Here is a 24,339-nt window from a genome sequence, read left to right on the forward strand (position 1 = left end):
GTCGTGGTGGGGCCGGTCATGGGGACTCCTCACGGTATTCGGCGGCGCCGCCGTCCTGGGCGGTACGCTCGCGCAGCTCGATGCGGCGGATCTTGCCGGACACGGTCTTCGGCAGGTCGGCGAATTCCAGGCGCCGTACCCGCTTGTACGGCGCGAGCACCGCACGTGAGTGTGCGAACAGCACCTTGGCGGTGGCGGGACCAGGTTCCCAGCCCTCGGCCAGCACCACATACGCCTTCGGTACGGCAAGTCTCAGCGGGTCGGGCGCGGGTACCACGGCGGCCTCGGCGACCGCCTCGTGCTCCAGCAGCGCGCTCTCCAGCTCGAACGGGGAGATCTTGTAGTCGGACGACTTGAAGACGTCGTCGGCGCGGCCGATGTAGGTGATGTACCCGTCGGCGTCGCGCGCGCCGATGTCGCCGGTCCGGTAGTAGCCGCCCGCCATGGCCTCGGCGGTGCGCTCCGGGTCGCCCGCGTAGCCGGTCATCAGGCCGACGGGCCGCTGCGACAGGTCCAGGCTGATCTCGCCCTCGTCGGCGACGGCGCCGGTGACGGGGTCGAGGAGGACCACGGCGAATCCGGGTGTGGCGCGACCCATCGAACCGGCCTTCAGCGGCTGGCCCGGCGTGTTGGCGACCTGTACGGCGGTCTCGGTCTGGCCGAACCCGTCCCTGATCGTCACGCCCCACTCCCTCCGCACCCGCTCGATGACCTCCGGGTTGAGCGGTTCACCAGCGGCGACGGCCTCCCGAGGTGCGGTGCGCAGCACGCCGAGGTCGGCCTGGATGAGCATCCGCCACACGGTGGGCGGCGCACAGAAGGTGGTGACGGCGCAGCGGTCCATCTCGGCCATCAGCCGGGCGGCGTCGAACCGTGTGTAGTTGAAGACGAAGACGGTCGCCTCGGCGTTCCACGGTGCGAACAGGTTGGACCAGGCGTGCTTCGCCCAGCCGGGCGAGGAGATGTTCAGGTGCACGTCGCCGGGGCGCAGCCCGATCCAGTACATGGTGGCGAGGTGGCCGACCGGGTACGAGGTGTGGGTGTGCTCAACCAGCTTGGGCTGGGCAGTGGTTCCGGAGGTGAAGTACAGCATGAGCGGGTCGCCGGACCGGGTCGGCCCGTCCGGCTCGAACTCGTCGTCGGCGGCGTAGGCGTCCTCGTACGCGAGCCAGTCCGTCTCCTCGCCGGTCCCGGTGCTCCCCACCTCCACGCGGGTGTAGTCACCGGGGACGCCGTCGAACTTGGCGGTGTCCACCGTACGGACGATCACATGGCGGGCCCGGCCACGTTCGATCCGGTCGGCGAGGTCGGCGGTGCCCAGCAGCGGGGTCGCCGGGATGACCACGGCGCGCAGCTTCATCGCCGCCAGCGCGGTCTCCCACAGCTCGGCCTGGTTGCCGAGCATCACGACGACGCGGTCGCCCGCGCGCACCCCCTGGGCACGCAGCCAGTTCGCCACCTGGTTGGACCGTCCGCGCAGCTCAGCGAAGGACAGCCGGACCTCAAGCCCGTCTTCCTCGACGATGTGCAGGGCCGTCCGGTCCACCCGGTCGGCCAGCGTGTCGAACCAGTCCAGCGCCCAGTTGAACTCCGCCGGGCGCGGCCAGTCGAATCCCGCGCGGGCCGCCGCGTAGTCCTCCCGGTGCCGCAGCAGGAAGTCCCGCGCCGCCCGGAACTCGTCTGTCGGACCGATTGCCGCCACATGTCCTCCTCATTGCCATCGGGCTCGCTAGCATCGTGCGACGAGTGATCTGAGTCTCACCACCCCCGGATGGGGGTGACGGTATTTACGGGGAGGTGTCGGTGCCGGATATGTACGGGGCCGTGGAGATGCGTGCCGCTTTGCAGCGCATGCGGCGGGGCGGCGGACTGCCCATCGCGTTCGGCGGACTGTTCGAAGGAACGCGGCAGTTCCGGATCGCCGAACTCGCCGGAACCGCCACCCATTCGCTGAGCGGACTCACCGTCACCACCGGCAACGGTCTGGGCGGCAAAGCCATGGCGCTCTCCCGCCCGCTGTTCGTATGTGATTATCCGGCCTCACGCGTCATCAGCCACGAATACGACACGGCCGTCGCCGAAGAGGGCCTGCGCTGCGTGCTCGCGGTGCCGGTCGTCGTACGGCGCCGGGTACGCGGCGTGCTGTACGGGGCGCTACGGCAGCCGATGGCCCTCGGCGACCGCCCGCTGACGGTGGCCGTCGAGGCGGCCCGCGAACTGGAGCAGGCCCTCGCCGTACGCGACGCCGCGCAGGACGAGGCGCAGCGGGCCCTGGCCGCCGCCCGGAACCCGCTGGACGACCCGGCGGCCTGGGAGGAGGTACGCGAGGCCCACGGCGAACTGCGGACCCTGGCGCAACGCGTCCACGACCCGGCTCTGCGCCAGGACCTCCTCACCGCGCTCAACCGGCTGGCCGCCGCACCACGCCGCCCCGGCTCCCCCGAGGCCCCCGCCACCGGCGTCCCGGCCCAGCACACGGTCGAGCTGGCTCCCCGGGAGCTGGACGTGCTGGCGTGCGTGGCCTCGGGCGCCACGAACGCGACGACGGCGGCCCGGCTCGGGCTCCGCCCGGAGACGGTCAAGAGCTACTTGCGCTCCTCCATGCGGAAGCTGGGCGCGCATACGCGACTCCAGGCGGTTGTCGCCGCGCGTCGGGCGGGGTTGCTGCCGTAGCGCTGGGGCTTGGCTTTGGCGCTTTGTCGCTTTTCTGCGTTGCTTGGCTGTGTTGCTTGGCTGTGCTGCTTGCTGCGTGGGCGGTGTTCGCGGTTCTGCTGTGTTCGCTGCGTTCCTGTGTTCGCTGTGACGGTGGGTGTGTGCCCGTCCGCTGCGTTGAGCTGATGTTCTTTGTCCTCAATCGCCGGACGGGCTTGAACAGCTCCTCCGACGCTGCGAGACGCCACGTCCTGGCCCGTCGGGCGCGCCACATCCCGTCGGGCGCAACTGCGAGCGTGTCCGGCGCTTGAGGACACATGCGAGCCCGTCCGGCGATTGAGGACGTGGGCTGGGCCTGTACCTCCCCGGGGTGGGGCACACCGGGCCGGGGCCGAGGCGGGGGATGTACGCCCTCAGGCGCTGCGTCGCCCGGCAGGCTGACCCCGCCCCCTGGCGTGGTGAGCCGAAGGGACTACCTCCCGTTCCCTCTGGTGAAGGACGCCTTCAGGGGTCTTCAGCGGAACAGTGGGGAACCAGAGCTGACCCCGCCCCGCGCAACCGCCCCGCGCCCGGGGCGGCCGCGCCCGGGGCGGCCGATGAAAGGTCACCCATGCCTCCGCGACATCTGCCCGCCCAAGCCCTGGCCTGCACAGCGGCCCTGGCGGCCCTGGCGGCCACCCTCCTGCCCGCCTCATCCGTGAGCGCGCAAACCCTCGGCGACGCGACGCCGACGCCGGACCTGCGCGCCGTCAACGGCCCCACGTTCCTGCCCAACCTCGATGACGACCAGCGCCGTTGCACCGTGCGTCCCGGCGATCTCGACCGGCTGGACATCGCCGTGGACAAGCGGCTGGCGTCCTGCAACGACGCCGCCGACACGGTGGTCAACGGCCGCGAGGACGCCGAGGACCTGGCGCCGCTGCGCGCCAGGCCGATGGAGGTGGGCGACGGCGCCGCGGGCACCGTGTCCGTGCCCGCCGCCCAACGCCGCTACATACGCCTCTTCGTGGAGCGGGACGGCGCGCTGGTCGCCCTCGGCGCGGGCGGGCGGCTGCGCGCCGACGAGCTGCGGTCAGGGCTGCGGCTCGCCCTGGAGGGGCGGGACATCGTCCGCGACAAGGCCCGGTGGGACGGCGGGACCACCCTGACGCTGTCCGTCACCGACCACGGCAGGACCGGCTCGGACCGGCTGCGGATGCGCGTCGCGCCCGTACGGCTCCAACACGACCTCCAGCGAGCCGAGCACGTGTTCGCCGCCGCGCCCGGCCCCGGCGCGGGCAAGCCCGTCGAGGTGCCCACCGCCGACCGGCGCCCCGGCCAGTGGAAGGAGTTCGCCACGTCCCTGCGGAAGGCCACCCGGACCGCCGGGCTGCCCGACAGCGGACTGCGCTTCACGCCCGGCACCAAGCACTGGTGGCGGGACGTGTGGCGGCAGGACATCGCCGAGCCGGGCTACGTCACCATGCCCACCGCCGACGGCGGCCGCCACACCATGCGCCTCCTGCTGCGCTCCCCCAACCACTGGAAGTCCGACGATGGCCGGTCCACCAGCATGCGCCGTGCCGGACGGCTCCTCTTCCGCGATCTGCGCGGCCCCGGCGTGGGCGTGGTGCAGCAGTACACGGCGCGCCGTGACAGCAACGTGGACGAACTGCTGAACTTCACCGGCAACGTGGAGTCCCTTCCGCCGTACGCCGGTTATCCCAACGGCCGGGTCGTCTACGGTTCCGCGCCGGACCGGCGCCCCGACCCGTCGTTCGTCGCGATGCTCCGCTCCCAGGACCAGCCGCCCGTCGTGATCGACACCTCCTGGCTGCTGGTGGGGCACGCCGACGAGACCGTGCACGTCGTACGCGCCGACAACGCCAGGGGCTGGACGCTGGCCGTCTCCGACCCACGGCTCGCCGTGCGGCTGCTCAAGCAGGCGCGCGACGCGGGTGAGGGAGGGCAGCGGCTGTTCGAGGGCACGGTCGCGCCCGACAAGCCCACGGTCGACGAGTTTCTCGGCTCGCAGCAGCTGATCGCGGACAACGAGGACGCGGCGCGCCACGTCGACCGGCAGGTGGACACACTGCGGAAGGCGACCGGGCTGCGGGCGGATGAGATCGTGCGGCTGCCGGTGCTGTACGCCAAGGCGAGCCTCACCGAGGGCGCGCCGCGCCGCGCCCTCGCGTTCTCCCCCGCGCTCGCCAACGGGCTGTCGCTGACGGCGGAGGACTTCGCCGCCCCGACCCCGCACGGCCCGTCGGTCGCCGGCGAGGACCTGTTCCAGCGGGAGACGGAGCGGCGCCTGGGGGCGAACGGCGTACGCGTCAGCTGGGTGGAGAGCTTCTCCTGGGCGCACATGGGCGGCGGGGAGGTGCACTGCGCGACCAACGCGCTGCGCGACGTCGGCTGACCGGGCCACGCGCGCGGGCCCGGCACCCCGGGGGCGCGGCACGTCCGGTCGCCGCGCGCCCGATCGCCGCGTGCGTCGGCAAATGCAGTGGACGGCGCGGCGTCCTCCCGGTAGGCAGGGGGCATGCTCGACCACTCCGCCCTCGTCACCAAGCCGACGCTGACCGGCGAGCGGCTGCGGCTGGTGCCGCTCGCCGAGCGCCACGCCGACGCGTTCCACGCATCGACACTCGATCCCGAGACCAACCGGCTCACCGGCAACCACCGCGCCTTCACGCCCGAAGAGATCCACGCGTGGTGTGTGAGCCGCGCGGAGCAGCCGGACCGGCTCGACCTCGCGATCGAGGACGCGGCGAGCGGCGACTTCCTCGGCGAACTGGCACTGACCGAGGTGGACGCCGACAACGAATCGGCGGCCTACCGGATCGCGCTCGTCCCCCAGGCCCGCGGGCGCGGCGCGGGTGCCGAGGCGACACGGCTGCTGCTCGCCTACGCCTTCGGGCAGGTGCGGCTGCACCGGGTGTGGCTGGAGGTGTTCGCGTACAACGACCGGGCCAGGCACGCGTACGAGAAGTGCGGCTTCACCCTTGAGGGGCGGCTGCGCGACGCGGTCGTCTGGGACGGCGAGCGCTACGACACGCTGGTGATGTCGATACTGAACACGGACTGACCCCGCGCCGGCTCGGACCGACCCCGGGCGGAAGCGGGATAGAAGCGTACGGGCCCGGACAGGAAACGGACATCCGGCCAGGGAAACGGACATGAAAAAGCGCCCGGCGGCACACGAGGTGCCGCCGGGCTTTGTTCACAGTCCGGCGAGCCGTTCGAAGGGGAACGGCGGCTGGGCCAGTGGCCGTACCGCGAGCCGGGTCAGCGGCAGGGCGTTGTCATCGCCCGCCGTCCGGTTGGCGTGCAGGACACCGCAGCCGGTGCACCGGTGGATGATCACCCACTCGCCGTCGCCGCGTACGGAGATGGCCAGCGGTTCCATCCGGGCACCGCAGTCGGCCGCCCGGTCGCCCGGGGTGTTGTCGAGGTGACAGCTCCACAGGCAGGTGGGGCAGTGGTTGCGGTGGCTGGTGCCTACGGCGCTCATGGAGATGTCGAGGCCGCAGTTGAGGCAACGGAATGAGCTGTTCTGGACGCGGCCGTGTGGGGCGCGCGCCCGCTTACTCGGGCGGGTCATACGAGGTGGACTCCTGGCGGAATGCGTCACGAAACGGAGCGTGCGGTGCGCGCCGTCAGCGCGGCCACACCGCTGGCGCGGTCCGGGTCGTCACACGGCGGGCGCCGCGAGGCCGACCGGGCCGCTGGAGAGAACGCCGCTCGCGTCCGGGAGTCCGTGCCGGGGTCAGTCGTGGCCGGGCCGGATATCCGGTCCGGTCCATGACTCCGCCGGTGCGGACCGTCCTCGGTCGCGAGATCCGTTCCGCCGCGCCCTGGGCATACAACACCACCTCATCGCAGACCCCAGCCCTGGTGCCGGGTGCCTCCCCCGATGAAAACCGCTGCCGCACCCCACGCACAACCGCTTTTCAGGGAGCGCCCCGCCAGGGGCGCGGGGAACTGCGCACCCAGCCACAACGCACCCGCGGTCAACAACGCCCACACAGGGCCCCTCTCCAGCACACTCCGCCGGACACGGCCTAACGCACCGGCTCGAACCGGATGTCGGGAGCGGCTCCGGGCGCCGCCATCGCCAGCACACTCGCGCCCTCCTCCGTCAGCGCCTGCCGGTCGGCGCTGGACAGCGGCGCGAACGGCTCGATGACCAGCGCGGCGGTGTCGCGCGCTACCTCGGTGTGCCAGATCCCACGGACGAAACCGTCGACGAGGAAGACGCAGTACGCGTAGTTGCCCTTCCAGGTACGAGGCCGGTAGGCGTCGGCGATGACGCGCGTACGGTCGGCGTGCGAGAGGGTCAGGTTGTCGAACTCCGGCAGGAAACGCGGCGGGGCCGGGGTCTCGGCATCGGGACGCGGCGCGTCCGGCAGGTCGAAGAGCTCCACGCCGTGCGGGTCGCGGAGGAAGCGCAGACGTGGCCGCAGCCGGTCGAAGACCTCCCGCAGCCTGGTGAGCCCGCACCAGGTCTGGGCGTCCTTCGCCGACGCGGGACCGAACGCCGCCAGATACCGCAGCAGCACAGCCTCCAGCGCGGCGCCGTCACCGGACTCTCCGCCCGCCGCCGCCCCCATCCCGCCGGTGCCGGCCCCGGGACCGGCATCGTTGTCACCGGCGGACAGCCAGTACTCCGCCGTCGTATGCGCGGCCTGCCCGCTTTCACCCCACAGCCCGCGCGGGGTGACCTGCACCAGCGGCAGCATCGTACGGGCGGCCGCACCCAGCGCCCGCTGGTCCCGGCCCGGCCACCGCTCGGCGAGGTCGGCGCCCAGCTCATGGAACGTACGAGGGCGGTCTTCGACCAGTTTTCTTGCCTCGCACGCCAGTTCGTCCAGGTTCACCCCGGGGAGCAGCTTGCCGAAGTTGCTCTTGAAGCTCCGCTCGTGCACGGGCTGCGAGAGCCGCCGCAGCACCCCGCAGTCCCCGGCGCTGACCAGATGGATGGTGGAGCGCATCACCGCGATCCGCACCGCCTGCCGGGAGGCGAGCGCCGTGGACAGCTCCGCGGGCGTGAACCGGGCCAGCCGTGCGGCCAGCGCGTAGTACGGCACCTTGGGCGTCTGTGCCTGAAGGCCGATCAGGTGCTCGACGGCGTCGAGCGCGCTCATACCGTCCCGACGCAGCAGGAGTTGCCGCGCCAGGGTGGCCCGGTTCAGCTGCCGGGTGCTGAGGGTGGCCGGCGAGGTGGCCGCGATGCCGTTCTTGGACATGCCCGAACAGTACGGGCCGATGCGGACAGCTTCTGTCCTCATCGCAGCCTCGCGCCGCCCCTTCCACCGACCGCGCGCGTCCGGCCCTCCGGTCCCCCTCGGGGGCCGGTCCCCGGCTGTGTTCGTATGGGCCGTATATCCTGTTCGACGGTTCCGTCATGCGCGCGAAGAGGAGGAGGTGAGGTCCGCCATGAGTGGTGAACCCCCTAGTCGTACGCCGCGCGGCACCGCCGTTCGCCGCCCCTAGCCTGTCCGGCGGCCCCCTGGCGGCGGCGCTCGCGGAGTACGCCCGGAGATCCCCCGAGCCCGCGACCCAGAAGGAATGACCGTGGCAGAGCGCCGTCCCCGTTCCCCCCTGTCCGCGAAGAACGGCCAGAAGAACGGCCAGAAGAACGCCCAGCAGTCCCGTACCGAGAACGAGCAGCCACCACAGGCCGCCCCCACCCCCAAGCGGCACTCGTGGCTGCGGCCCGCGGCGAGCCGCCCGGCCCCGGCCCCCGCGGCGCCGCCCACCCGGTCCGGGCCCGGCGCGGGAACCGGCGGCGGGCGCACCGCGGACGAGCGCAGCCTCATCGACGCCGCGCTCTACCGCGACGGCGTGCGGGTCAGCACCCCCACCACCCTCGCCGAGACGTTCGGGCAGCTGCACGAACAGCACGGCGGCATGGCCTGGATCGGCCTGCACCGGCCCAGCGAGGCGGAACTGGTCTCCCTCGCCGCCGAGTTCGACCTGCACAAGCTCGCGATCGAGGACGCACTTGAGGCCCACCAGCGGCCGAAGCTGGAGCGTTACGGCGACACCCTGTTCGTCGTGCTGCGCGCCGCCCGCTACCTGGACGCCCCGGAAGAGGTCGACTTCGGCGAGCTGCACATCTTCGTCGGACCCGACTTCCTCATCACCGTCCGCCATGGCGCCGCCCCCGACCTCTCGGCGGTACGCGCCCGGATGGAGGCGGCCCCCGAACTGCTGGCGCTGGGTCCCGAGGCGGTGCTCTACGCGATCCTCGACGCCGTGGTCGACGGCTACGCGCCAGTGGTGGAGGGCGTACAGATCGACCTGGACGAGATCGAGACCGAGGTCTTCCGCGGTGACCCTGAGGTCTCCCGCCGCATCTACGAACTCTCCCGGGAGATGGTGGAGTTCCAGCGCGCGACCCAGCCCCTGGTCGGCATGCTGCACGGCCTGATGGCCGGGTTCGACAAGTACGGTACGGACGAGGAAATGCAGCGCTATCTGCGGGATGTGGCCGACCACGTCACGCACACCAGCGAGCGGGTGGACGGCTTCCGCTCGGCGCTGACCGACATCCTCGCGGTCAACGCCACCCTCGTCACCCAGCAGCAGAACGCCGAGATGCGCGCGCTCGCCGAGGCGGGGTTCGAGCAGAACGAGGAGATCAAGAAGATCTCGTCATGGGCGGCGATCCTCTTCGCCCCGACGCTCGTCGGCACCATCTACGGCATGAACTTCGACACCATGCCGGAGCTGCACTGGTCACTCGGATACCCGTTCGCGGTGCTCCTCATGGCGGTCGTGTGCACCAGTCTGTACGTCATCTTCAAGCGCCGCGACTGGCTCTGAGCCGGACCCGGACCGGTTGCCCTCCCCAGCCGCCGTCCACTGTTCGAGGCCGGCCGGTCCCCCACCCGTCCGACCGCGTTCGCGCGCCATCCGGGGGTGTGCGTTCCGGTTTTCCTGCCGTCCGTGTCACACCACGCGGGGCACAACAGAACGATCGGGCGCGGACATTCCGCCCTCTTCAACGTTCTATGAAACGATGGGCCCATGGCGCGGCCCCGTGGTCCCAGCCTGGTGAGCCGGGAAGCCTGGTCGGCACGCACGATCGTCGTGCGCCGTGGGGAGGCTGTGGGCTGCATGACCAGTGTTCAGGTCGCGCTGCGGCGCGCGATGCGGTTGGAAGGCGCCGTCGGGGTGATGGTCGTCGACTACTTCAGCCGGATAGTCCTGGGCTCGCTCAGCACACCGGGAGCGCCCGACCTGGCCAAGGCCGCGCACGGCGACACGGACGTGGTCCGCGCCAAGCTGCGCACCCTTGAATCGCTCGGCTACGCGGTGGACCGCATCGAGGACGTCCTGATCACCCTGGACACCGAATATCACATCATCCGTCCCGTCACGCGCCGACCACAACAGGGGCTTTTCGTCTATATGGTGCTGGACCGCGAGGTCGCCGATCTGGCAGCCGCGCGTGAGGAACTCCTCGTCATAGAAACCCTGTTGCTGCGGTAGGCGGCGTCCGGCGGATCATGCTGGGGGAGCCCCTGCCCGCACATCGCGAACTGCGGGTGCGACGTGGCTGGTCGCGCGGTTCCCCGCGCCCCTGACGGGGGCAAACCCCCGCGCTGTGCCAGGGCTGCTTCCCCTGGGCCTGGCGGCCCGGGAGGCCCCATGCGCGGCCCCATGCCGGATACGCATGATCCGCCGGACACCCCGTGGGCGACGCGCCGCGGCGCCGGTTCCAAGCCCTCCCCCGTCCCGGCCTCAGCCTGACCGTCGCCGTTCAGAGACGGCGGCCGACCCTGGGCGGTGGTGCGCCCTTGCCGCGCCGCACCAGGCACTCCTCAAGAAACGCGAGGGCGCGCAGGTGGTAGGAGCGGGCCGCCCAGCCGAGGCTGATGTTGTGGCCCGCGTCCGGCTGGCGGTCCACGCGCAGACGCGGCGCGGCGAGCTTCGTCATGAGGTCGGCGACGGTCAGCTCGTCGTGCTGCCACCACGACTCGTGCTGGGCGAAGGTCAGCCGGACCGGGACATGGACGCGGGCGGCGACGCCGGGGAAGATTTCGGGCCAGCGGGCCGCCGCCCGGCGTTCCCGTGCGGGCATCGGGGCCACCAGCGAGGCGCTGGTACGGAAGGTGTCCGGCGGATACAGCTTCAGCTTCCCCCAGTTTCTGCGCCAGTGGCCGTGGCCGCGGGCGTCGGGCAGTTCGTCCGGGCCGACGGCGTACCGGTGGCCGCAACCGGAGATGTCGGCGCCGAGGAGAGGGACCGCGTCGCTGTCGTCGGTGGCGGCGGCGGTCAGGGCCAGCTTCCCGCCGTAGGAGTGGGCGACGAGGAACAGCCCTGCTCCCACCGGCTGCCGGGAGATGACGTCGCGCAGCGCGGCGTGGAGCGTGGCGGACTGCTCGGTGAGGTCCTGCCCTTCGGGGAGCCGGGCGGCGGACTGGCCGTAGCCGGGGCGGTCCAGTGACAGGACCGTGTACCCGAGGCTCGCCCCGAGGGCCAGCAGGGAGAGGCTGGAGTGGGCCTGGCCGTCGAAGTACCCGGCGTTCATGCCTCCCCCGTGCAGGGCGACCACGGTGGCCCTCGGGGTGCCGTCGGGCTCGGCCATCAGCGCGGACAGGGTGATGCCGGCGGCGTCCAGGGTCGTCGGGCGTACCGCGCGGGGCGGGACCTGGGTCGTGGTCATCGGCTGTGTCCCCCTGGGTGGCGCGGGCCGGGCCGCGCGTGGCGGCTCGCGCGGTCGTCGGCGGGCGGGGTGACAAGGCCGCTGTGCGGCTGGGTCACTGTCTCCTCCTCGCGTGCTGGACTGGGTGGGGCTTCGCGCGTACCGCCCGCCGCCCGTGGGCACGGGTGGCGGGCGCGCCGCCACGGGCTCGTCAGCGGGCGAAGCGCGGCCAGGCCGGGCCAGGCCGGCCCTCGCCCAGGTGGTGGACGAGCATGCTCACGGCCCGCCGGTGGCCGCTCGTGACCTGGCAGGGGTGCTCCGCGTCCGCCGGTGGGCGCGCGCCGCGGTCAGAAGCGCCACATCCTCCGCTTCTGGTAACGCGACTCCCACAGCAGCCCGTTCAAGACCCGCACGGGCGGCGGCATGGCGCCCAGGAACGCCGCCCGGTCGTCGGCCCGGATGCCGTCGATGATCCACGGGACGTAGACGGCCGCGCCCTTGAGGCCCTGGCGGCGGCCCATGGCGCCCCGGAACGCCTGCCAGTCCGCGGGCTTCAGCACCTCCTGGATCAGCGGCAGGGCGCTCTCCTCCTCGTGCTTGAGGTGGTCGCCGAGCACCGTGGACGCTTCCTGTATCCGCTCGACGAGGTCGTCGCCCTGGCCCTTGAGCGCCAGGTCGATGGCGCCGAGCAGCGGGTCGAGCCGGGCGTGCTCGGCTTCCATGTCGTCCAGCAGCGCGAGATCACGCGGCCGGCCGGACACCGCGCGCTGGAGACGCGGCCACAGTTCTGCGTCTTCGACGCTGTGGTGGACCAGCAGTTGGCGCTTGAAGTTCTCCCAGCCCGCGCGCACTTCGGGGGTGTCCGTCTTGCCGGCGGCCGCCGCGGCGGTGAGCCGCCCGAGGTCGCGCCGGAAGGCGTCGTGGGTGGCGTACATGACGGTGAAATCGATCGTGCCCTGCTGTGTGACAGCCATGGTGTGCCCTACTCTCCGTATGCCGATCAGCCAATGAGGACCGAGGAAGTACACGAGGGATCTCCGGATCGCGGTCGGGGCGTCCCGGTTCGCCGCGTGCCCTGGCCACGTCCGGGCGCCCCGTGGGACGCCCGGACGTGTCGGCTGGTGTCGGCGGTCCGGAAGCGTACGAGGCGGGGCGGGCCGCGACGCGGGGCCGGCGGGCGGTCCGCGGCACCGGCTCCCGGTGGGCGACTCCAGCTCCACGTTCAGGAGCGTCCGGCGGCGGCGGGTGTGACATCAGCGGCCGCCGTTGAGACCCAGGCCACATTTCCCGGGCGTGATGTCACACTCCGGGGGCCACCGGTCCTCCCATGAGGGAGCACGTCATACGGGAGGTCACACGATGTCAGACAGTCCGGCCCAGAGCCCGGTGAGTGGTTCCGCGAGTGGTTCCACTGACACGCCGACAGAGGCGTTCGTCAGCCACCGGGAGCTGCTGTTCTCCATCGTCTACAACCTGCTCGGCAGCGTCGCCGACACCGAGGACGTCCTCCAGGAGACATGGCTGTCCTGGGCGCGCAGGAGCGAGCGGTCCGCCGCGGACGAGATCGAGAACCCGCGCGCCTATCTGGTGCGGATCGCGGTGAACCACGCGCTCGCCCGGCAGGCCACCATCAGCCGCCGCCGGGAGACCTACGTCGGGCCGTGGCTGCCCGAGCCCCTGATCACCCCTGCCGTCGAAGCCCGGGAGTCCCTGGACGCGGCCGATGCCGCCGAACAGGCCCTGCGCAGCGAATCGGTGTCGCTCGCGCTGCTGGTGGTCCTGGAGACGCTGACCCCGCTGGAGCGTGCGGTGTTCGTGCTGCATGAGGTCTTCGGCTACGCGCATACCGAGATCGCCGACATCCTCGAACGCAGCCCGTCGGCCATCCGCCAGCTCGCCCACCGCGCTCGTGAGCACGTCCATGCCCGCCGCCCCCGCTTCCAGGCGGACCCGCGTGTCCAGCAGCAGGTGACCGAGCGGTTCCTGGCGGCAGCGCTCGGCGGGAACATCGCGGCCCTGATGCAGCTGCTGGCGCCCGAGGTGACCATGTGGACCGACGGCGGCGGCAAGGTGCGGTCGGCGGGCCTGCGGCCGGTCGCCGGACGCGAGAAGGTGGCCCGGCTGCTGGCCGGTTACGCCGCCAGCCCGCCCAAGGGGCTCGACATCCGCTACCGGCATGTCAATGGTGACCCCTCGGCGGTGGTCTTCTCGGAGGACTCCCCGTACGCCGTCCTCGTCATGGACCTGACCGAGGAGGGCGACCAGGTACGCGGTATCTACGCCGTCACCAACCCCGACAAGCTGTCCCGGATCGAGCTGGCCGGGGAGCCCGCGATGGACCCGGACAGCGGTGGCGTGCCGGACGGCGTGTAGGCCGCGTCCGGCGGATCGTGCTGAGGCGGCCCTGTCCGGTGGCTCGTGCCGGGGAGGGGGAACTCCTGTCTGTGCGTTGTGGACCGCCGGTGCGTCGGGGCTGGTCGCGCAGTTCTCCGCGCCCCTGACGGGGCACACCCCCCGCTGGGCCAGGGCTCTCCGGGGCGGTGTGGCCTGGCGTCAGGCGGCGGTGAGTGGGAGGAGTCCCGGTGCTGTATGCCCGGGGAGGCGCCGCCGGGGCGGGGTGGAGAATCCGCCGCGGGTGGCGGTGAGTTGGGCCCTGCGTGCCGCCCGGCCCGCCGCGCGGGCGAGCGGCGTGCTCGCGCTGTCGCCGCCCGGCCAGTCGCCGCGCGCCGCCTGGGGGCGGATGCCCCGGCCGGTCACGAAGATCGCGATGACCGCGAGCTGGGCCTGGCCGGGGCCCAGCAGGGGGCCGGGGTCGGGTGCGGGTGCGGTGGGGCTCTCGGCGCCGGGCAGTCGCGCGGTGCGTGCGTTGGCGTGCATGGGCTCTCCTTGTTCCGGGCGCTGTCCGCGGGGTCCGTCGACGCTGCACGGCGGGCACGGAAACCCGTGGGTCACGGGATTCCGTGCCCGCCGTGTCGTCATGCGACGCAGACTCCGTCGACCGCGACCTTCTCGAAGACGTGCGGGATGATGCGCATCCCCACCGGATACCGGTGGGCCTGCGAGTGGAACTCAGGCTGGGAGAAGGCGCGGGCGAGCGCCTCGGTGGACTCCCACACGGCCACGTTCAGCAGGAGGCTGCTGCCCGCCGTCCCCCGGTGCAGCTGCGCCGAGATGTAGCCGGGCTGTGCCTTCATGAACGCGGAGTCGTCCCGCCAGCTCGCGATGACCTCGTCCATCGTGCCCTCGGGCACGACGAAGGTGTTGACGAGGAGGACGGGACCGGTCCGCGCCCCGAGCTGAGCGCCCAGGGGCGTCTCGGGGTCCAGACTCTCCAGTTCCATCTGACGTCCGCCTTTCCATGGATGGCGCCCCGTGGACGGCCCGCCCTCACCGGGGTGGCGGCGGGCCGTCCACGGGGTGCAACTCGATGAAGTCGAAGGCCTTGACCCGTTTCAGCGCCGCCCGGATGGGGGCCGGAAGAGAGGTCTGTTCCTTGTCCTCGAACAGCTTGGGCCGTGCCAGCGGCACCCGGCGGCCACGGGTGAGCAGTTCGCAGCCGTCGGCCGCGAGCACGTTCCTCACCCAGTCGGACTCCGGGCCGTACGGCAGCGACAGCACGTAATGGTCACCGCTGCGGAAGACCTTGACGGGTGTGCGGTACTCACGCCCGGACTTACGGCCGCGGTGGAACACGGCGCCGAATCCCGGCAGCCGCGAGATCATCCGGCCGACAAGGCGATTGGCGACAACACGGTTGAAACGAGCCAGTCGTCTCTGGATGGACATCCATGACTCCCTGAGCTGGTCGGTTCCGCTCCTGACATGCGGGGGGGGGCGGCGTCCGCACGGGCGCCGCCCCCGGCTCCTATGCCACGCAGACCCCTTCGACGGCGACCTTCTCGAAAATGTGCGGGTGCGCGATGATGCCGTCGGGGAGTTTCCCGGACAGCGCCCGGAACTCCGGATGGGCGTGGGCCCGGCCCAGCGCCTCGGCGGACTCCCATATACCGATGTTCAGGAGCAGTTGACTGCCCGCGGTGCCGCGGTGCATCTGTGTGGAGATGAAGCCCGGCTGCGCCTTCATGAACAAGGCGTCCTCCTGCCACAGGGCCAGGAACTCGTCGATCTTCTCCCGGGGAACGAAGAACGTGTTCACCAGGACGATGGGGCCGGTCTTCTCCTGGAACTGGGCCGACATGGGCGTCGACTGATCGAGATGTGCTATCCGCACCATGGTTTCCGCCTTCCTCGCGGATCGAATCCGGATCGTGCTCTGCTGTCCGCTACGGGCGCGGGTCAGCCGTCGAAGATCGGGTGCACGCCACGCGGCTCGTCCTCCAGCGCGCCCAGCGAGCCGCGGAAGAAGATCAGCGGCTCCTGGTTGTCACGCGGTACGCCCAGCTCGACGACCTCACCGACGAAGATGGTGTGGTCGCCGCCGTCGAAGGCGTTGACAAGACGGCAGGAAAGGAAGGCCAGGGCCTCGCTGAGGACCGGCATTCCAGTGTCCGAGCGGTGGTGGGCCACCTCGTGGATCGCGGCGGTGTTCCGGCCCGCGAACGCGCGGGCCAGCTGTTCCTGCTGACCGGCGAGGAAGTTCACCACGTACGCGCCGGTGCCCTCCACCACCGCGCACAGCCGGGACGCCTTGTGCATGCAGAAGAGGACCAGCGGGGGCTGAAGGGAGACGGAGGTGAAGGAGTTGACGGTCGCTCCCGCCGCTCGGTCTCCCGCCCCGCTGGTGATCACGGTCACGCCGGTCACGAAGAGCCCGCACACGTCGCGCAGCAGCTTCCCCTCGACAGGCGCGGGCTGGTGTTGTGTCTGGACGTCTGAGGATTTCACACGCGTTCCCTGGGGTCTGGTGCGGCGGGAGGCCCGGGGCGGTGCACCGGGCCTCCCGCCGGCGGAGGGGAGTTACGGGGAGCCTTTGGTGACGGGCCGCTTGTCACCGTCCGGTGGCGCCGAGCCGACATGGGCGCCGGGGCCGCGTGCCTGGCCCGGTGGGCCCTCACCGGCCGGGGGCGCGGATGCCACAGCGGAGGAGGGTCCCATCCGCAGCAGCCGGAGCAGCGGCCCGGCCATGGTGGTGGTCAGCAGCGCCATCAGGACCATCATCGTGAACATCTCGTCGCTGATGAGCCCTTGGTCCCTGCCGATGCCGAGGATGACGATCTCCGTCAGGCCGCGGGTGTTCATCAGGGCGCCGAAGGCACCGGCCTCCCGCCAGCTCATGCCCGACAGCCGGGCTGGGAGCGACGCCCCGGCGAACTTGCCGATGACGGCCGTGGCGACGATGAGCCCCAGGGCGAGCAGGCCCGACCAGCCGAGAGCTCCGATGTCCACGGAGAGACCGGTGACGATGAAGAAGACGGGCAGCAGCAGCGCGGCGACCTTCTCCACCGGAAGCGCGAGGTGCTGGTGCAGGTCAGGGGCGTGGTGGTGCGGCATGATCAGCCCGAAGGCGAACGCGCCGAAAATGGCGTGGATGCCGACCCAGGACGTCGCGTAGGAGGAGAGGAACACTCCGGAGACGACCAGGAGCAGCAGGATAGCGGGGTCGCCGCGCCGGGACACGCGGTCCACGGTGCGGTGCAGCAGCGGGCGGACGACCAGTGCCATGGTCACGCCGTAGGCGATGGTCCAGGAGACCACCTCGACGAACTGGCCGACGCCGCTGGCGTCGGCGATGGCGACCACCAGCACGAGGACGCACCAGGCGATGACGTCGCCGATGGCGGCGCAGGCCATGGCCATGGTGCCGACGCGGGTGTTGGACAGCCGCCCGTCCCTGATGATGCGTGCCAGGACGGGGAAGGCGGTGATGGAGAAGGCTGTCGCCAGGTAGAGGACGAAAGCCGTCGCGCTGACACCGTCTCCCCCGTGGCTGCCGAACATCAGCACCGCCGCCCCGGCGCCCAGGACGAAGGGCACGGCCATGGTCAGACCGGCCATGGTGCCCACCGTCCTGACCTTGCCGCGCAGAGCGCTGAGGTCGAGTTCCCAGCCCGCGAGGAACATGAAGAGCACGAGTCCCACTTGGGCGATGGCCGACAGCATGGGCAGGCCGCCGTCCGGGAAGATGCGGCCGGGCAGATCCCCCGGCAGCAGCCCCAGCACGCTGGGGCCGAGCATGATGCCGGTGGCGATCTCCCCGACGACCGGGGGCTGATGCAACCGTTTGCTCAACTTGACCATGACCGCTCCGGCGAGCAGCACGATCGCGATGTCGGCCAGGACGATCGCTTCCATGGGCAGGCCGTCGGCCGCTGCCATGTGACCTCCAGTGAGGAAGGGGACTGGTACGTCCCGCGGGCCGCCGCCGGGTGCGGCGACGGCGGCGGGGAGACCGGTCGGCATACGGACGGCCACCCACCCGGAGCGGGTGGGCGGCCGCCGCATGGTGCTGAGTTGCCTCGGTGTCGCCGCTGAGCCGTCGCTACGAGGCGGCGCCGACGGGAGGGCCGCCGTGCGGTCCGCCCCGCGGCTGGTAGGCGATGATGCGGTGCCGCTCGGCGAGCCGGCGCATGTCGGGCCACTGGGGTGGCGGGTCGGCGGTCACGAGGTCGCTGAGCTCCTCGAAGAACGCCTCGATGCCACCGGGTGTCATGGTGCAGAGCATGGTGCTCGGCTCATGCCACACGTTGAAGAAGGAGTGGGCGACGCCGCGCGGCCCGTACACCAGGGTGCCGGCCGGAGCCGGGTGGATCACCTCGCCGACCTTGATCTCGAACTCGCCGCCGGTGACGTAGAACGTTTCGTCCGCGTCCTGGTGCAGGTGGTGGAGCGAGCCCTCGCCGGCCGGTACGGAGACCTCGTAGTACGAGAAGAGGCCGCCGGTGTCCGCGCCGCGCAGCAGGAACCGCGCGGCCTCCTCGCCGCCCCACGTGATGGGGGCCACGTCGGCGAGCCGGACAGCCTTGCCCGGCCCGGCCGTCGTGGCCCCCTCCTCCTCCCCCGGCCCGGCCGGTGGCGTGGGCGTCACAGGAGCTTCTTGCCCTGGACGGCGGACCGGAACATGCCGGTGACCAGAGCACGGCCCAACTCCTGCATCTCCGGCGGTGACTTGCGGGTGGCCCAGTACATGAACTTCCCCATGAGGACCGTGGTGGGGAGGATGAACCGGGTGTCCTCGTCGTCCTTCCAGCCGAAGACCGGGTTGACCAGGTCCGACTCCTTCATCATCGCGAAGATGATGTCGGCGGCCTTGTCCGCCTCCATCTCCCCGACCTCGTACTTCTCGCAGACCTCGGCGGTGGTCTCCAGCATCTGCTTGAAGACGGTGCTCTCCGGCCACCACAGGCCCGGGTGGGCGGTGGCCTCCAGCTCGTCGAGGTACTTCACGTCGCGCGTGAGCTGGTAGTTCACCCGGGCGCGGGTCAGCCGCATCACGCCGGGGGTCAGGAACGCGCCCCAGACGCGGAAGACGGCGTTCCAGAGCCGGAAGTGCTCGAAGGAGATGAAGGAGCTGTTGACGAGGTCGTCGTTGTACTGGAGGAGCCCCCGTTCCACGCGCTCGACGTACTCGAACCGCTCCACGGCGAAGTCGTCGTCCTCCAGGGCCGGAAGGAGCCTGCTGACCAGTGCGTAGACGACCTCGAAGGTATTGGACAGGCCACGTGAGAAGAGCGGGTCGATGAAGCCCGCCGCGTGCGACATCAGGCACCAGCGGTGGCCGATGGACTGCTTCGACGAGTACTGGAGGCGGTCCGTCGACACCCACTCGCGGACCCGGTGCGCCCCGTCGAACTGCCGTTTCACGGCCGGGTACTGGTCGAGGAAGGAGGCGAACTCCTCCTCGGGGGTCATGTCCGCCGGCTTGGGGTAGCGGCGCGGGTCGATGGTGAGGCCGACGCTGCACAGCGGGTTCGTGGAGTCCTTGAAGTTGTCGAACGGAATGATCCAGAACCAGCCGCGGTCGATCTGGTGGTGCAGCGTGCCACCGTGCCACGGGGCGGGCGGACGCAGGCTCCGCGGGTGGTGGCTGACGTCGTCGTACGGCTTGATGTTGATGTAGTGCGTGAACAGGGAGCGCGAGTGGTGCTTGAAGCGGGTGGGCTGCTCGCGCAGGTCGAACTTCTCGGCCAGCGGGGAGCGGAATCCACTGGCGTCGATCAGGTACCGGGCGCGGAAGACCTCACCGTTCTGGCCGGTGACGGTGACGCCGTCGTCGTCGAAGTCCAGGTCGGTCGCCCGCCAGTTCTGCCGGGTGACGCAGCCGTACCGGGCGGCGAGGTTGAAGTAGTGCTGGTCCGTCTCCTGCCGGTACAGGTGGCTCGCCTCGGTGAGGAGCTTCGGGATGACGAACATCGTCGCCTCCCGGGGGTCGGGCTCCTGTCCGGGGACCTGGCGGATGAACCCGAAGCTCTGCTTCTTGCCGTGGTGCGGGCCGATGTGCCGGGTCGTCGCCTTGATGTCGAACAGGTGCTCAAGTTCCGGTACGTCGAAGCGGTACCGCAGGATCTGGAGCCACTCGATGAGCTGCGGTGTCATCGACTCACCGATCGCGAACCGCGGGTGCTGCCCCGCGTCGACGAGGGCGACCGTGGTTCCCTGGCTGGCCAGGCACATGGCGGTCACCGACCCCGCCAGGCCAGAACCGAGGATCATGACGTCCACCTGCTGGGCGTCGCCAGGCTTCTTCGCTGCCTTACTGGCCGTCTTGGGCTTGCTGGGCATCAGCGCGTCCCTCTCTTAGGAAGAGCTATTCGGTATCTCGTGTGTCGCGGCCCGCCGCTTGCGGCGCGCCCGTACCAGCAGGACGACGAGCGAGGTGAAACCCGCGATGACATCCGCGTGGTCGGCCAGATCCCTGGAGCCTCTGGCCTTGCGTGCCTTGTTCGCGAACCCGGCGACGCTGAGGGTCAGCGCGCCGAGTGAGATCCAGGTGCGGGTGGCCGGTTCGTTCGCGGCCTTGGTGATCTCAGGACTCATGGCGGTGATGCCTCCCCGGGGGCCGCGGCCCCCTGAGCTGGTGGGTGGGATGTCCGGGGACACCGGCGCCCGGCCGCGGCCCGCTCGCCCACGTCCGGAAGGCGGCGAGGGCGGCGGCGCGGTGGCGGTCCGGCGGGTCCCTACCGGGACGGCGAGGTCAGGACCAGGCCGAGTACGCCGGTCAGCGAGGTCAGTCCGGTCGGGGAGTCACAACCGGGGAGGTCGGCCGGTACGTCGCTGAACACGATCTCCATCCGCAGGTGGTGACCCGCGAAGGCACCCGACGTCACCTTGCCCCTCAGCGCGAAGGCGACCGCCGGGACCGCTGTGTCGCGCTGGACGGTCACCGCCACGAGCGACGTCGTCCCGTCGTTCCATTGGATGGGCATCTGATAGGCGTACGGCGGCTGACCCGCCGACAGGTCCGTACAGGACTCCTGCTGGTCCTTCTTCCAGCGGAAGCCGCCTGAGGTGACGTGGGGCTGCCGCGTGCTCACACACGAGCGGTACTGGTAGTCCACGTCGCCCTTGACCTGGTTCCGCTCGACCCGCATGCCGGGAGAGTAATTGATCTTCGCCGTGCCGGAACAGGCGACGAAGGACCGCTTGCTGTTCGCCGGCCGGCTGTCCGCGTGCGCTGGGGACGGAAAGCCCAGAAAGGCGAGCGTCAGAGTGAAGGCCGCGGTCCTGGTCCTCTTCGTCGCGACGGCACCCGGAACTCTCATGGAGGATCTCCTTGCCGAAAGGGGAGTTAGTGCCGGGAACAGGCACACAACACACCAGGCTGTGACCGGGGACGCGTCAGCGTCGCCGGTCACAGCCTGGGTTCAGGTCAGCCGGGTGGTGCGGTGGGTCCGGTCAGCCGGGTGGTGCGGTCAGCCCGGGACGTGGGCGTCTTCCGTGCCATCGGCGCCGTCGGGTTCCGCCTGCGAAGGCGGAAGACCGTGCGAGCTGCCCGAGGGGGTCGGGCCGCCCTTGAGGCCGAGGCACGCCGCCGCGCCGGCGAACATCACCACGGCGGTGACCATCATGGTCGGCTTGAAGGCGCCCACGAACGCGTCGTCGAAGACCCGCCCGGCGAGATCCCGCATCGTGTCCACGACGTCGGCCGGCACGCCTTCCGGGGCGGGCGCGGTCGAACTCTGCTCGGTGCCCACGTTCAGGCCCTGCGATCCGGCGTCGTCGAATCCGGAGACGAAGCCCTCTCGGTATTCACCGGGCAGCGTCTTCGCGCCCTCTCGTGCCTCCTCACGCAGTGAGGAGGCCAGTTGCGCCTGGAGGACCGCGCCGAGGACCGCGCCTCCCAGTACGGTGCCGACCTGGCGCAGCGCGTTGTTCACGCCGGAGGCGGCGCCGGTGAGGCTGATCGGCACATTGCGCATGACTTCCGAACCCATCGGGGCGAATGTGCACCCCGCGCCGAGGCCGATGAGGAACAGCGGCCCCACGAACGCGGTCCAGCCGCTGTCGTTGTCGGCGACCAGTGCGATCCAGGACACGCCGCCGGCGAAGCCGAGCAGCCCGGTCGTCAGGATGTACTTGCCGCCGAACTTCTCGGAGAGCACCCCCGCGGGACCCGCCGTGACCATCGTGCCCAGCGCCAGGGGCAGCAGTACCGTGCCTGTCTTGATGGCGCTGAATCCGAGCGCGGACTGGAGGTAGATCGTCAAGGGCAGGAAGAGGCCGATCACGCCGAACATCACCGTGATGCCCACGAAGTTGATCAGTGTGAAGTTGCGGCTCTTGAAGAGCGAGAAGGGCACCAGTGGCTCGTTGTCCTGCTGGCCGCGCTCGTAGGCGATGAAGACTCCGAGCAGCGCCGCGGACGCGCCGATCAGGGACCAGATCCACATGTTCCACTCGTACCGCTCGCCCTCGGTCAGCGCGAAGGTCAGGCAGAACAGCGCGCCCGAGGCCGCCAGCACACCGGGCATGTCGAACCTGTGTTTCACCGTGCGGCCCGTCTTCGGCATGATCGGCACCGCCATCAGCAGCACCACTACCCCGATCGGGATGTTGACGAAGAAGATCCAGCGCCAGTCGAAATGCGTGACCAGCAGGCCGCCCAGCGGCGGTCCGACCGCCCCGGACGCGCCCGCGACCGCGCCCCAGATCCCGAGCGCCACTCCCCGCTTCTCGTCCGGGAAGACGTCGGCGATGATCGACAGCGTCTGCGGGATGAGCATCGCGGCGCCCGCACCTTGCAGCGCCCGGAAGGCGATGAGCTGCGCCGGGTCCTGTGCCAGCCCGCAAGCGAGACTGGCCACGGTGAACAGCGCGACACCGTAGATGTACAGGTTCCGCTTTCCTTGCAGGTCACCCAGCCGTCCGGCGGTGATGATCAGCGTCGCCAGCAGCAGGGTGTAGGCGTTGACCACCCAGAGGATCTCGTCCAGCGAGGCGTCCAGGTCATCGGTCATATCCGGGATCGCGATGTTCACGATCGTGAGATCCACCAGGGTCATGAAGAACCCCAGGCACAAGATGGTCAGGATCGCCCACGGGTTGCCGTGCCATTTCCTCAACACAAATCCTCCTTGCCGTGGGCGTACAGGCGCTCACGGTCTCGTCGCGTACCGGGTGGGGCATCCGGTCTCCGCGTCCTCACGCCAACCCCGTACGCGGCCGGGTCCGCCACAGGTCCACACCCCACTCAGCTCCACGCCCCCAAGAGGGCCCGGGCGGCTGCGGATGTGACATGGGGTCCGCCGATGAGACGCAGGCCACACCGGCGGGTCAGGAGGAGGACTTGAGGCCGGTGCCGAGCCGCTGAACCGCAGCCCCGGTACGGCGAACGCGGACGGAGCCCGGCCGCCCACCGCGGGGCACCACCCTGGAGGTGGGCCCCGCGGCGGAGTTCAGGCGACGCAGACGCCCTCGACGGCGACCTTCTCGAAAACGTGCGGATACGCGGTCATCCCGTCGGGATACTGATCGGCCTTCGCGTGGAACTCCGGGTTGGAGTACGCGATGGCGAGCGACTGCGCGGACTCCCACACCGCGACGTTGAACAGGAGCTGGCTGCCCGCCGTTCCCCGGTACAGCTGGGTCGAGACGAAGCCGGGCTGGGCCTTCATGAACGAAGCGTCCTCGCGCCAGGTGTGCAGGAACTTCTCCATCCGCTCCCTCGGCACAAAGATCGTGTTGACCAGGGTGACGGGCCCGCCCTGCTGCTGGAGCTGGGCCTCGAAAGACGTCGAGGGGTCCAAGTGCTTGATGTCCACCATCTGCGTTTCACCTCTCACTGTGGGGTCGATCAGGGGGACTTGCCAGTTCCGCACGCCCGGCCGAGGGCCTAGATCAGCGTGCCGCCCGAGACGTCCAGCCAGTGGCCGGTGACCCACCGGCCGTCGTCCGAGGCGAGGAAGGTGACGGCCGCGGCGATGTCGTCGGGCTGCCCGAGCCTGCCGAGCGCCGCGATCGACTCCGCGTGGCGTCGCATCTCCTCGTTGACGAACGCCTTGGCGGCGCCGTCGGTGTCGACGAAGCCCGGGCCGATGGTATTCACGGTGATCCCGCGCGGCGCGAGCTGTTTGGCCAGCCCTTCGGACATCGTGTCGAGGGCGCTCTTGGCCATCGAGTACGTCAGGAGAGCGGGCACGTCACCGGGGCGGTGGCTCAGGCCCGACGAGATGTTGATGATCCGCCCGCCGTCGCGCAGCCGGTCGAGGGCGAGCTTGATGATGAAGAAGGGAGCCTTGACGTTGAGCCCCATGACCGCGTCGAAGCCCTGCGGGGTGGTGAGGGCGATGCCCTTCTCCGGGGGCTCGCCGCCCGCGTTGTTCACCAGGATGTCCAGGCCGTCGGCGTGCTGGTCGAACCCGGCCCAGAGCGCTTCGGCGTCACCGGGAACGCCGAGTTCCGTCCGGATCGTGAACGCGCTGCCCCCGGCCGCCTCGATCGCGGCGACGGTCTCCTTCGCCGCCGACTCGTTGCTCCCGTAGTGCACCGCGACCTTGGCGCCCTCTTGGGCGAGGCGCTGGGCTATCCCGCGGCCGATGCCGCGACTGGCTCCTGTGACCAAGGCGGTTTTGCCGGTGAGCTTGCTCATGTGGGGCTTCCCTTTCCTTAGTGCCGCTGCCTTCGCTGGGTCCGCGTCATCACGACGCGCGCCGCTG

24 protein-coding genes are annotated in these 24,339 nt (G+C 70.8%); 6 read left to right on the forward strand and 18 right to left on the reverse strand.

What is annotated here, in order from left to right; genetic code table 11:
- Positions 1 to 16 precede the first annotated feature (16 nt).
- Positions 17 to 1,702, reverse strand: a complete 1,686-nt coding sequence (locus tag AC5P1B_RS05960) for an AMP-binding protein (RefSeq protein WP_493885326.1) — start codon at positions 1,700 to 1,702, stop codon at positions 17 to 19.
- A gap of 128 nt (positions 1,703 to 1,830) precedes the next feature.
- Between AC5P1B_RS05960 and AC5P1B_RS05965 the strand changes: the two genes are divergently transcribed.
- The 3 genes from AC5P1B_RS05965 (at position 1,831) to AC5P1B_RS05975 (ending at position 5,719) form a co-directional block, all read left to right on the forward strand.
- Positions 1,831 to 2,673 (forward strand): helix-turn-helix transcriptional regulator, encoded by an 843-nt coding sequence (locus tag AC5P1B_RS05965; protein WP_493885457.1) that lies wholly within the window; start codon positions 1,831 to 1,833, stop codon positions 2,671 to 2,673.
- A gap of 589 nt (positions 2,674 to 3,262) precedes the next feature.
- Positions 3,263 to 5,050 (forward strand): protein-arginine deiminase family protein, encoded by a 1,788-nt coding sequence (locus AC5P1B_RS05970; RefSeq protein WP_493885328.1) that lies wholly within the window; start codon positions 3,263 to 3,265, stop codon positions 5,048 to 5,050.
- 123 nt (positions 5,051 to 5,173) lie between these two features.
- Positions 5,174 to 5,719 carry a GNAT family N-acetyltransferase gene (locus AC5P1B_RS05975; RefSeq protein WP_493885330.1) on the forward strand — a complete coding sequence of 182 codons (546 nt, stop codon included), beginning with the start codon at positions 5,174 to 5,176 and terminating at the stop codon, positions 5,717 to 5,719.
- 135 nt (positions 5,720 to 5,854) lie between these two features.
- Here AC5P1B_RS05975 and AC5P1B_RS05980 read toward each other — a convergent pair whose 3' ends face one another.
- Positions 5,855 to 6,235: an RNHCP domain-containing protein gene (locus AC5P1B_RS05980; RefSeq protein ID WP_493885332.1), complete on the reverse strand. Its 381-nt coding sequence runs from the start codon at positions 6,233 to 6,235 to the stop codon at positions 5,855 to 5,857.
- Positions 6,236 to 6,695: 460 nt separating this feature from the next.
- Entirely contained in the window at positions 6,696 to 7,880 is a 1,185-nt protein-coding gene (locus tag AC5P1B_RS05985; protein ID WP_493885334.1) for a winged helix DNA-binding domain-containing protein, read from the reverse strand.
- Positions 7,881 to 8,343: 463 nt separating this feature from the next.
- Between AC5P1B_RS05985 and AC5P1B_RS05990 the strand changes: the two genes are divergently transcribed.
- The gene (locus tag AC5P1B_RS05990; protein WP_493885459.1) at positions 8,344 to 9,462 is read left to right on the forward strand and encodes a magnesium and cobalt transport protein CorA; all 1,119 of its coding nucleotides are present in this window, start codon (positions 8,344 to 8,346) and stop codon (positions 9,460 to 9,462) included.
- A gap of 294 nt (positions 9,463 to 9,756) precedes the next feature.
- On the forward strand, positions 9,757 to 10,131 hold the full coding sequence (locus AC5P1B_RS05995) for a hypothetical protein (protein WP_493885336.1): 375 nt from the start codon (positions 9,757 to 9,759) through the stop codon (positions 10,129 to 10,131).
- Positions 10,132 to 10,402: 271 nt separating this feature from the next.
- Here AC5P1B_RS05995 and AC5P1B_RS06000 read toward each other — a convergent pair whose 3' ends face one another.
- Together AC5P1B_RS06000 and AC5P1B_RS06005 are read right to left on the reverse strand one after the other, a co-directional pair.
- Positions 10,403 to 11,308: an alpha/beta hydrolase gene (locus tag AC5P1B_RS06000; RefSeq protein WP_493885338.1), complete on the reverse strand. Its 906-nt coding sequence runs from the start codon at positions 11,306 to 11,308 to the stop codon at positions 10,403 to 10,405.
- Between the two features lie 326 nt (positions 11,309 to 11,634).
- Positions 11,635 to 12,261: a hemerythrin domain-containing protein gene (locus AC5P1B_RS06005; protein ID WP_493885340.1), complete on the reverse strand. Its 627-nt coding sequence runs from the start codon at positions 12,259 to 12,261 to the stop codon at positions 11,635 to 11,637.
- A gap of 385 nt (positions 12,262 to 12,646) precedes the next feature.
- Here AC5P1B_RS06005 and sigJ point away from each other — a divergent pair, with 385 nt between their 5' ends.
- Complete coding sequence (gene sigJ / locus AC5P1B_RS06010) at positions 12,647 to 13,660, forward strand: RNA polymerase sigma factor SigJ (protein ID WP_493885342.1); 1,014 nt, start codon at positions 12,647 to 12,649, stop codon at positions 13,658 to 13,660.
- Between the two features lie 180 nt (positions 13,661 to 13,840).
- On the opposite strand, the gene AC5P1B_RS06015 is transcribed toward sigJ, so the two are convergent.
- The 13 genes from AC5P1B_RS06015 to AC5P1B_RS06075 form a co-directional block, all read right to left on the reverse strand.
- The gene (locus AC5P1B_RS06015) at positions 13,841 to 14,164 is read right to left on the reverse strand and encodes a hypothetical protein (protein ID WP_493885344.1); all 324 of its coding nucleotides are present in this window, start codon (positions 14,162 to 14,164) and stop codon (positions 13,841 to 13,843) included.
- A 98-nt stretch (positions 14,165 to 14,262) separates the two neighbouring features.
- Positions 14,263 to 14,628 (reverse strand): antibiotic biosynthesis monooxygenase family protein, encoded by a 366-nt coding sequence (locus AC5P1B_RS06020; protein ID WP_493885346.1) that lies wholly within the window; start codon positions 14,626 to 14,628, stop codon positions 14,263 to 14,265.
- 46 nt (positions 14,629 to 14,674) lie between these two features.
- The gene (locus AC5P1B_RS06025) at positions 14,675 to 15,073 is read right to left on the reverse strand and encodes a nitroreductase family deazaflavin-dependent oxidoreductase (protein ID WP_493885348.1); all 399 of its coding nucleotides are present in this window, start codon (positions 15,071 to 15,073) and stop codon (positions 14,675 to 14,677) included.
- Positions 15,074 to 15,152: 79 nt separating this feature from the next.
- Positions 15,153 to 15,521 carry an antibiotic biosynthesis monooxygenase family protein gene (locus tag AC5P1B_RS06030; protein WP_493885350.1) on the reverse strand — a complete coding sequence of 123 codons (369 nt, stop codon included), beginning with the start codon at positions 15,519 to 15,521 and terminating at the stop codon, positions 15,153 to 15,155.
- Positions 15,522 to 15,583: 62 nt separating this feature from the next.
- A complete protein-coding gene (locus AC5P1B_RS06035) occupies positions 15,584 to 16,132 on the reverse strand; it encodes a flavin reductase family protein (protein ID WP_493885352.1) in 549 nt (182 codons plus the stop codon).
- 72 nt (positions 16,133 to 16,204) lie between these two features.
- Positions 16,205 to 17,563, reverse strand: a complete 1,359-nt coding sequence (locus AC5P1B_RS06040) for a cation:proton antiporter (RefSeq protein ID WP_493885354.1) — start codon at positions 17,561 to 17,563, stop codon at positions 16,205 to 16,207.
- Between the two features lie 163 nt (positions 17,564 to 17,726).
- Positions 17,727 to 18,272 (reverse strand): cupin domain-containing protein, encoded by a 546-nt coding sequence (locus AC5P1B_RS06045; protein ID WP_493885356.1) that lies wholly within the window; start codon positions 18,270 to 18,272, stop codon positions 17,727 to 17,729.
- Entirely contained in the window at positions 18,269 to 19,966 is a 1,698-nt protein-coding gene (locus AC5P1B_RS06050) for an NAD(P)/FAD-dependent oxidoreductase (protein WP_493885358.1), read from the reverse strand. Before AC5P1B_RS06050 ends, AC5P1B_RS06045 begins: the two co-directional genes overlap by 4 nt.
- Positions 19,967 to 19,981: 15 nt before the next feature.
- Positions 19,982 to 20,221 (reverse strand): hypothetical protein, encoded by a 240-nt coding sequence (locus AC5P1B_RS06055; protein WP_493885360.1) that lies wholly within the window; start codon positions 20,219 to 20,221, stop codon positions 19,982 to 19,984.
- Between the two features lie 140 nt (positions 20,222 to 20,361).
- Positions 20,362 to 20,946 (reverse strand): hypothetical protein, encoded by a 585-nt coding sequence (locus AC5P1B_RS06060; RefSeq protein WP_493885362.1) that lies wholly within the window; start codon positions 20,944 to 20,946, stop codon positions 20,362 to 20,364.
- 150 nt (positions 20,947 to 21,096) lie between these two features.
- On the reverse strand, positions 21,097 to 22,749 hold the full coding sequence (locus tag AC5P1B_RS06065; protein ID WP_493885364.1) for an MFS transporter: 1,653 nt from the start codon (positions 22,747 to 22,749) through the stop codon (positions 21,097 to 21,099).
- Between the two features lie 330 nt (positions 22,750 to 23,079).
- Entirely contained in the window at positions 23,080 to 23,448 is a 369-nt protein-coding gene (locus tag AC5P1B_RS06070; RefSeq protein WP_493885366.1) for an antibiotic biosynthesis monooxygenase family protein, read from the reverse strand.
- 68 nt (positions 23,449 to 23,516) lie between these two features.
- The gene (locus AC5P1B_RS06075; RefSeq protein ID WP_493885367.1) at positions 23,517 to 24,272 is read right to left on the reverse strand and encodes an SDR family NAD(P)-dependent oxidoreductase; all 756 of its coding nucleotides are present in this window, start codon (positions 24,270 to 24,272) and stop codon (positions 23,517 to 23,519) included.
- Between the last annotated feature and the right edge of the window lie 67 nt (positions 24,273 to 24,339).

The organism is Streptomyces sp. A01, assembly GCF_059026195.1.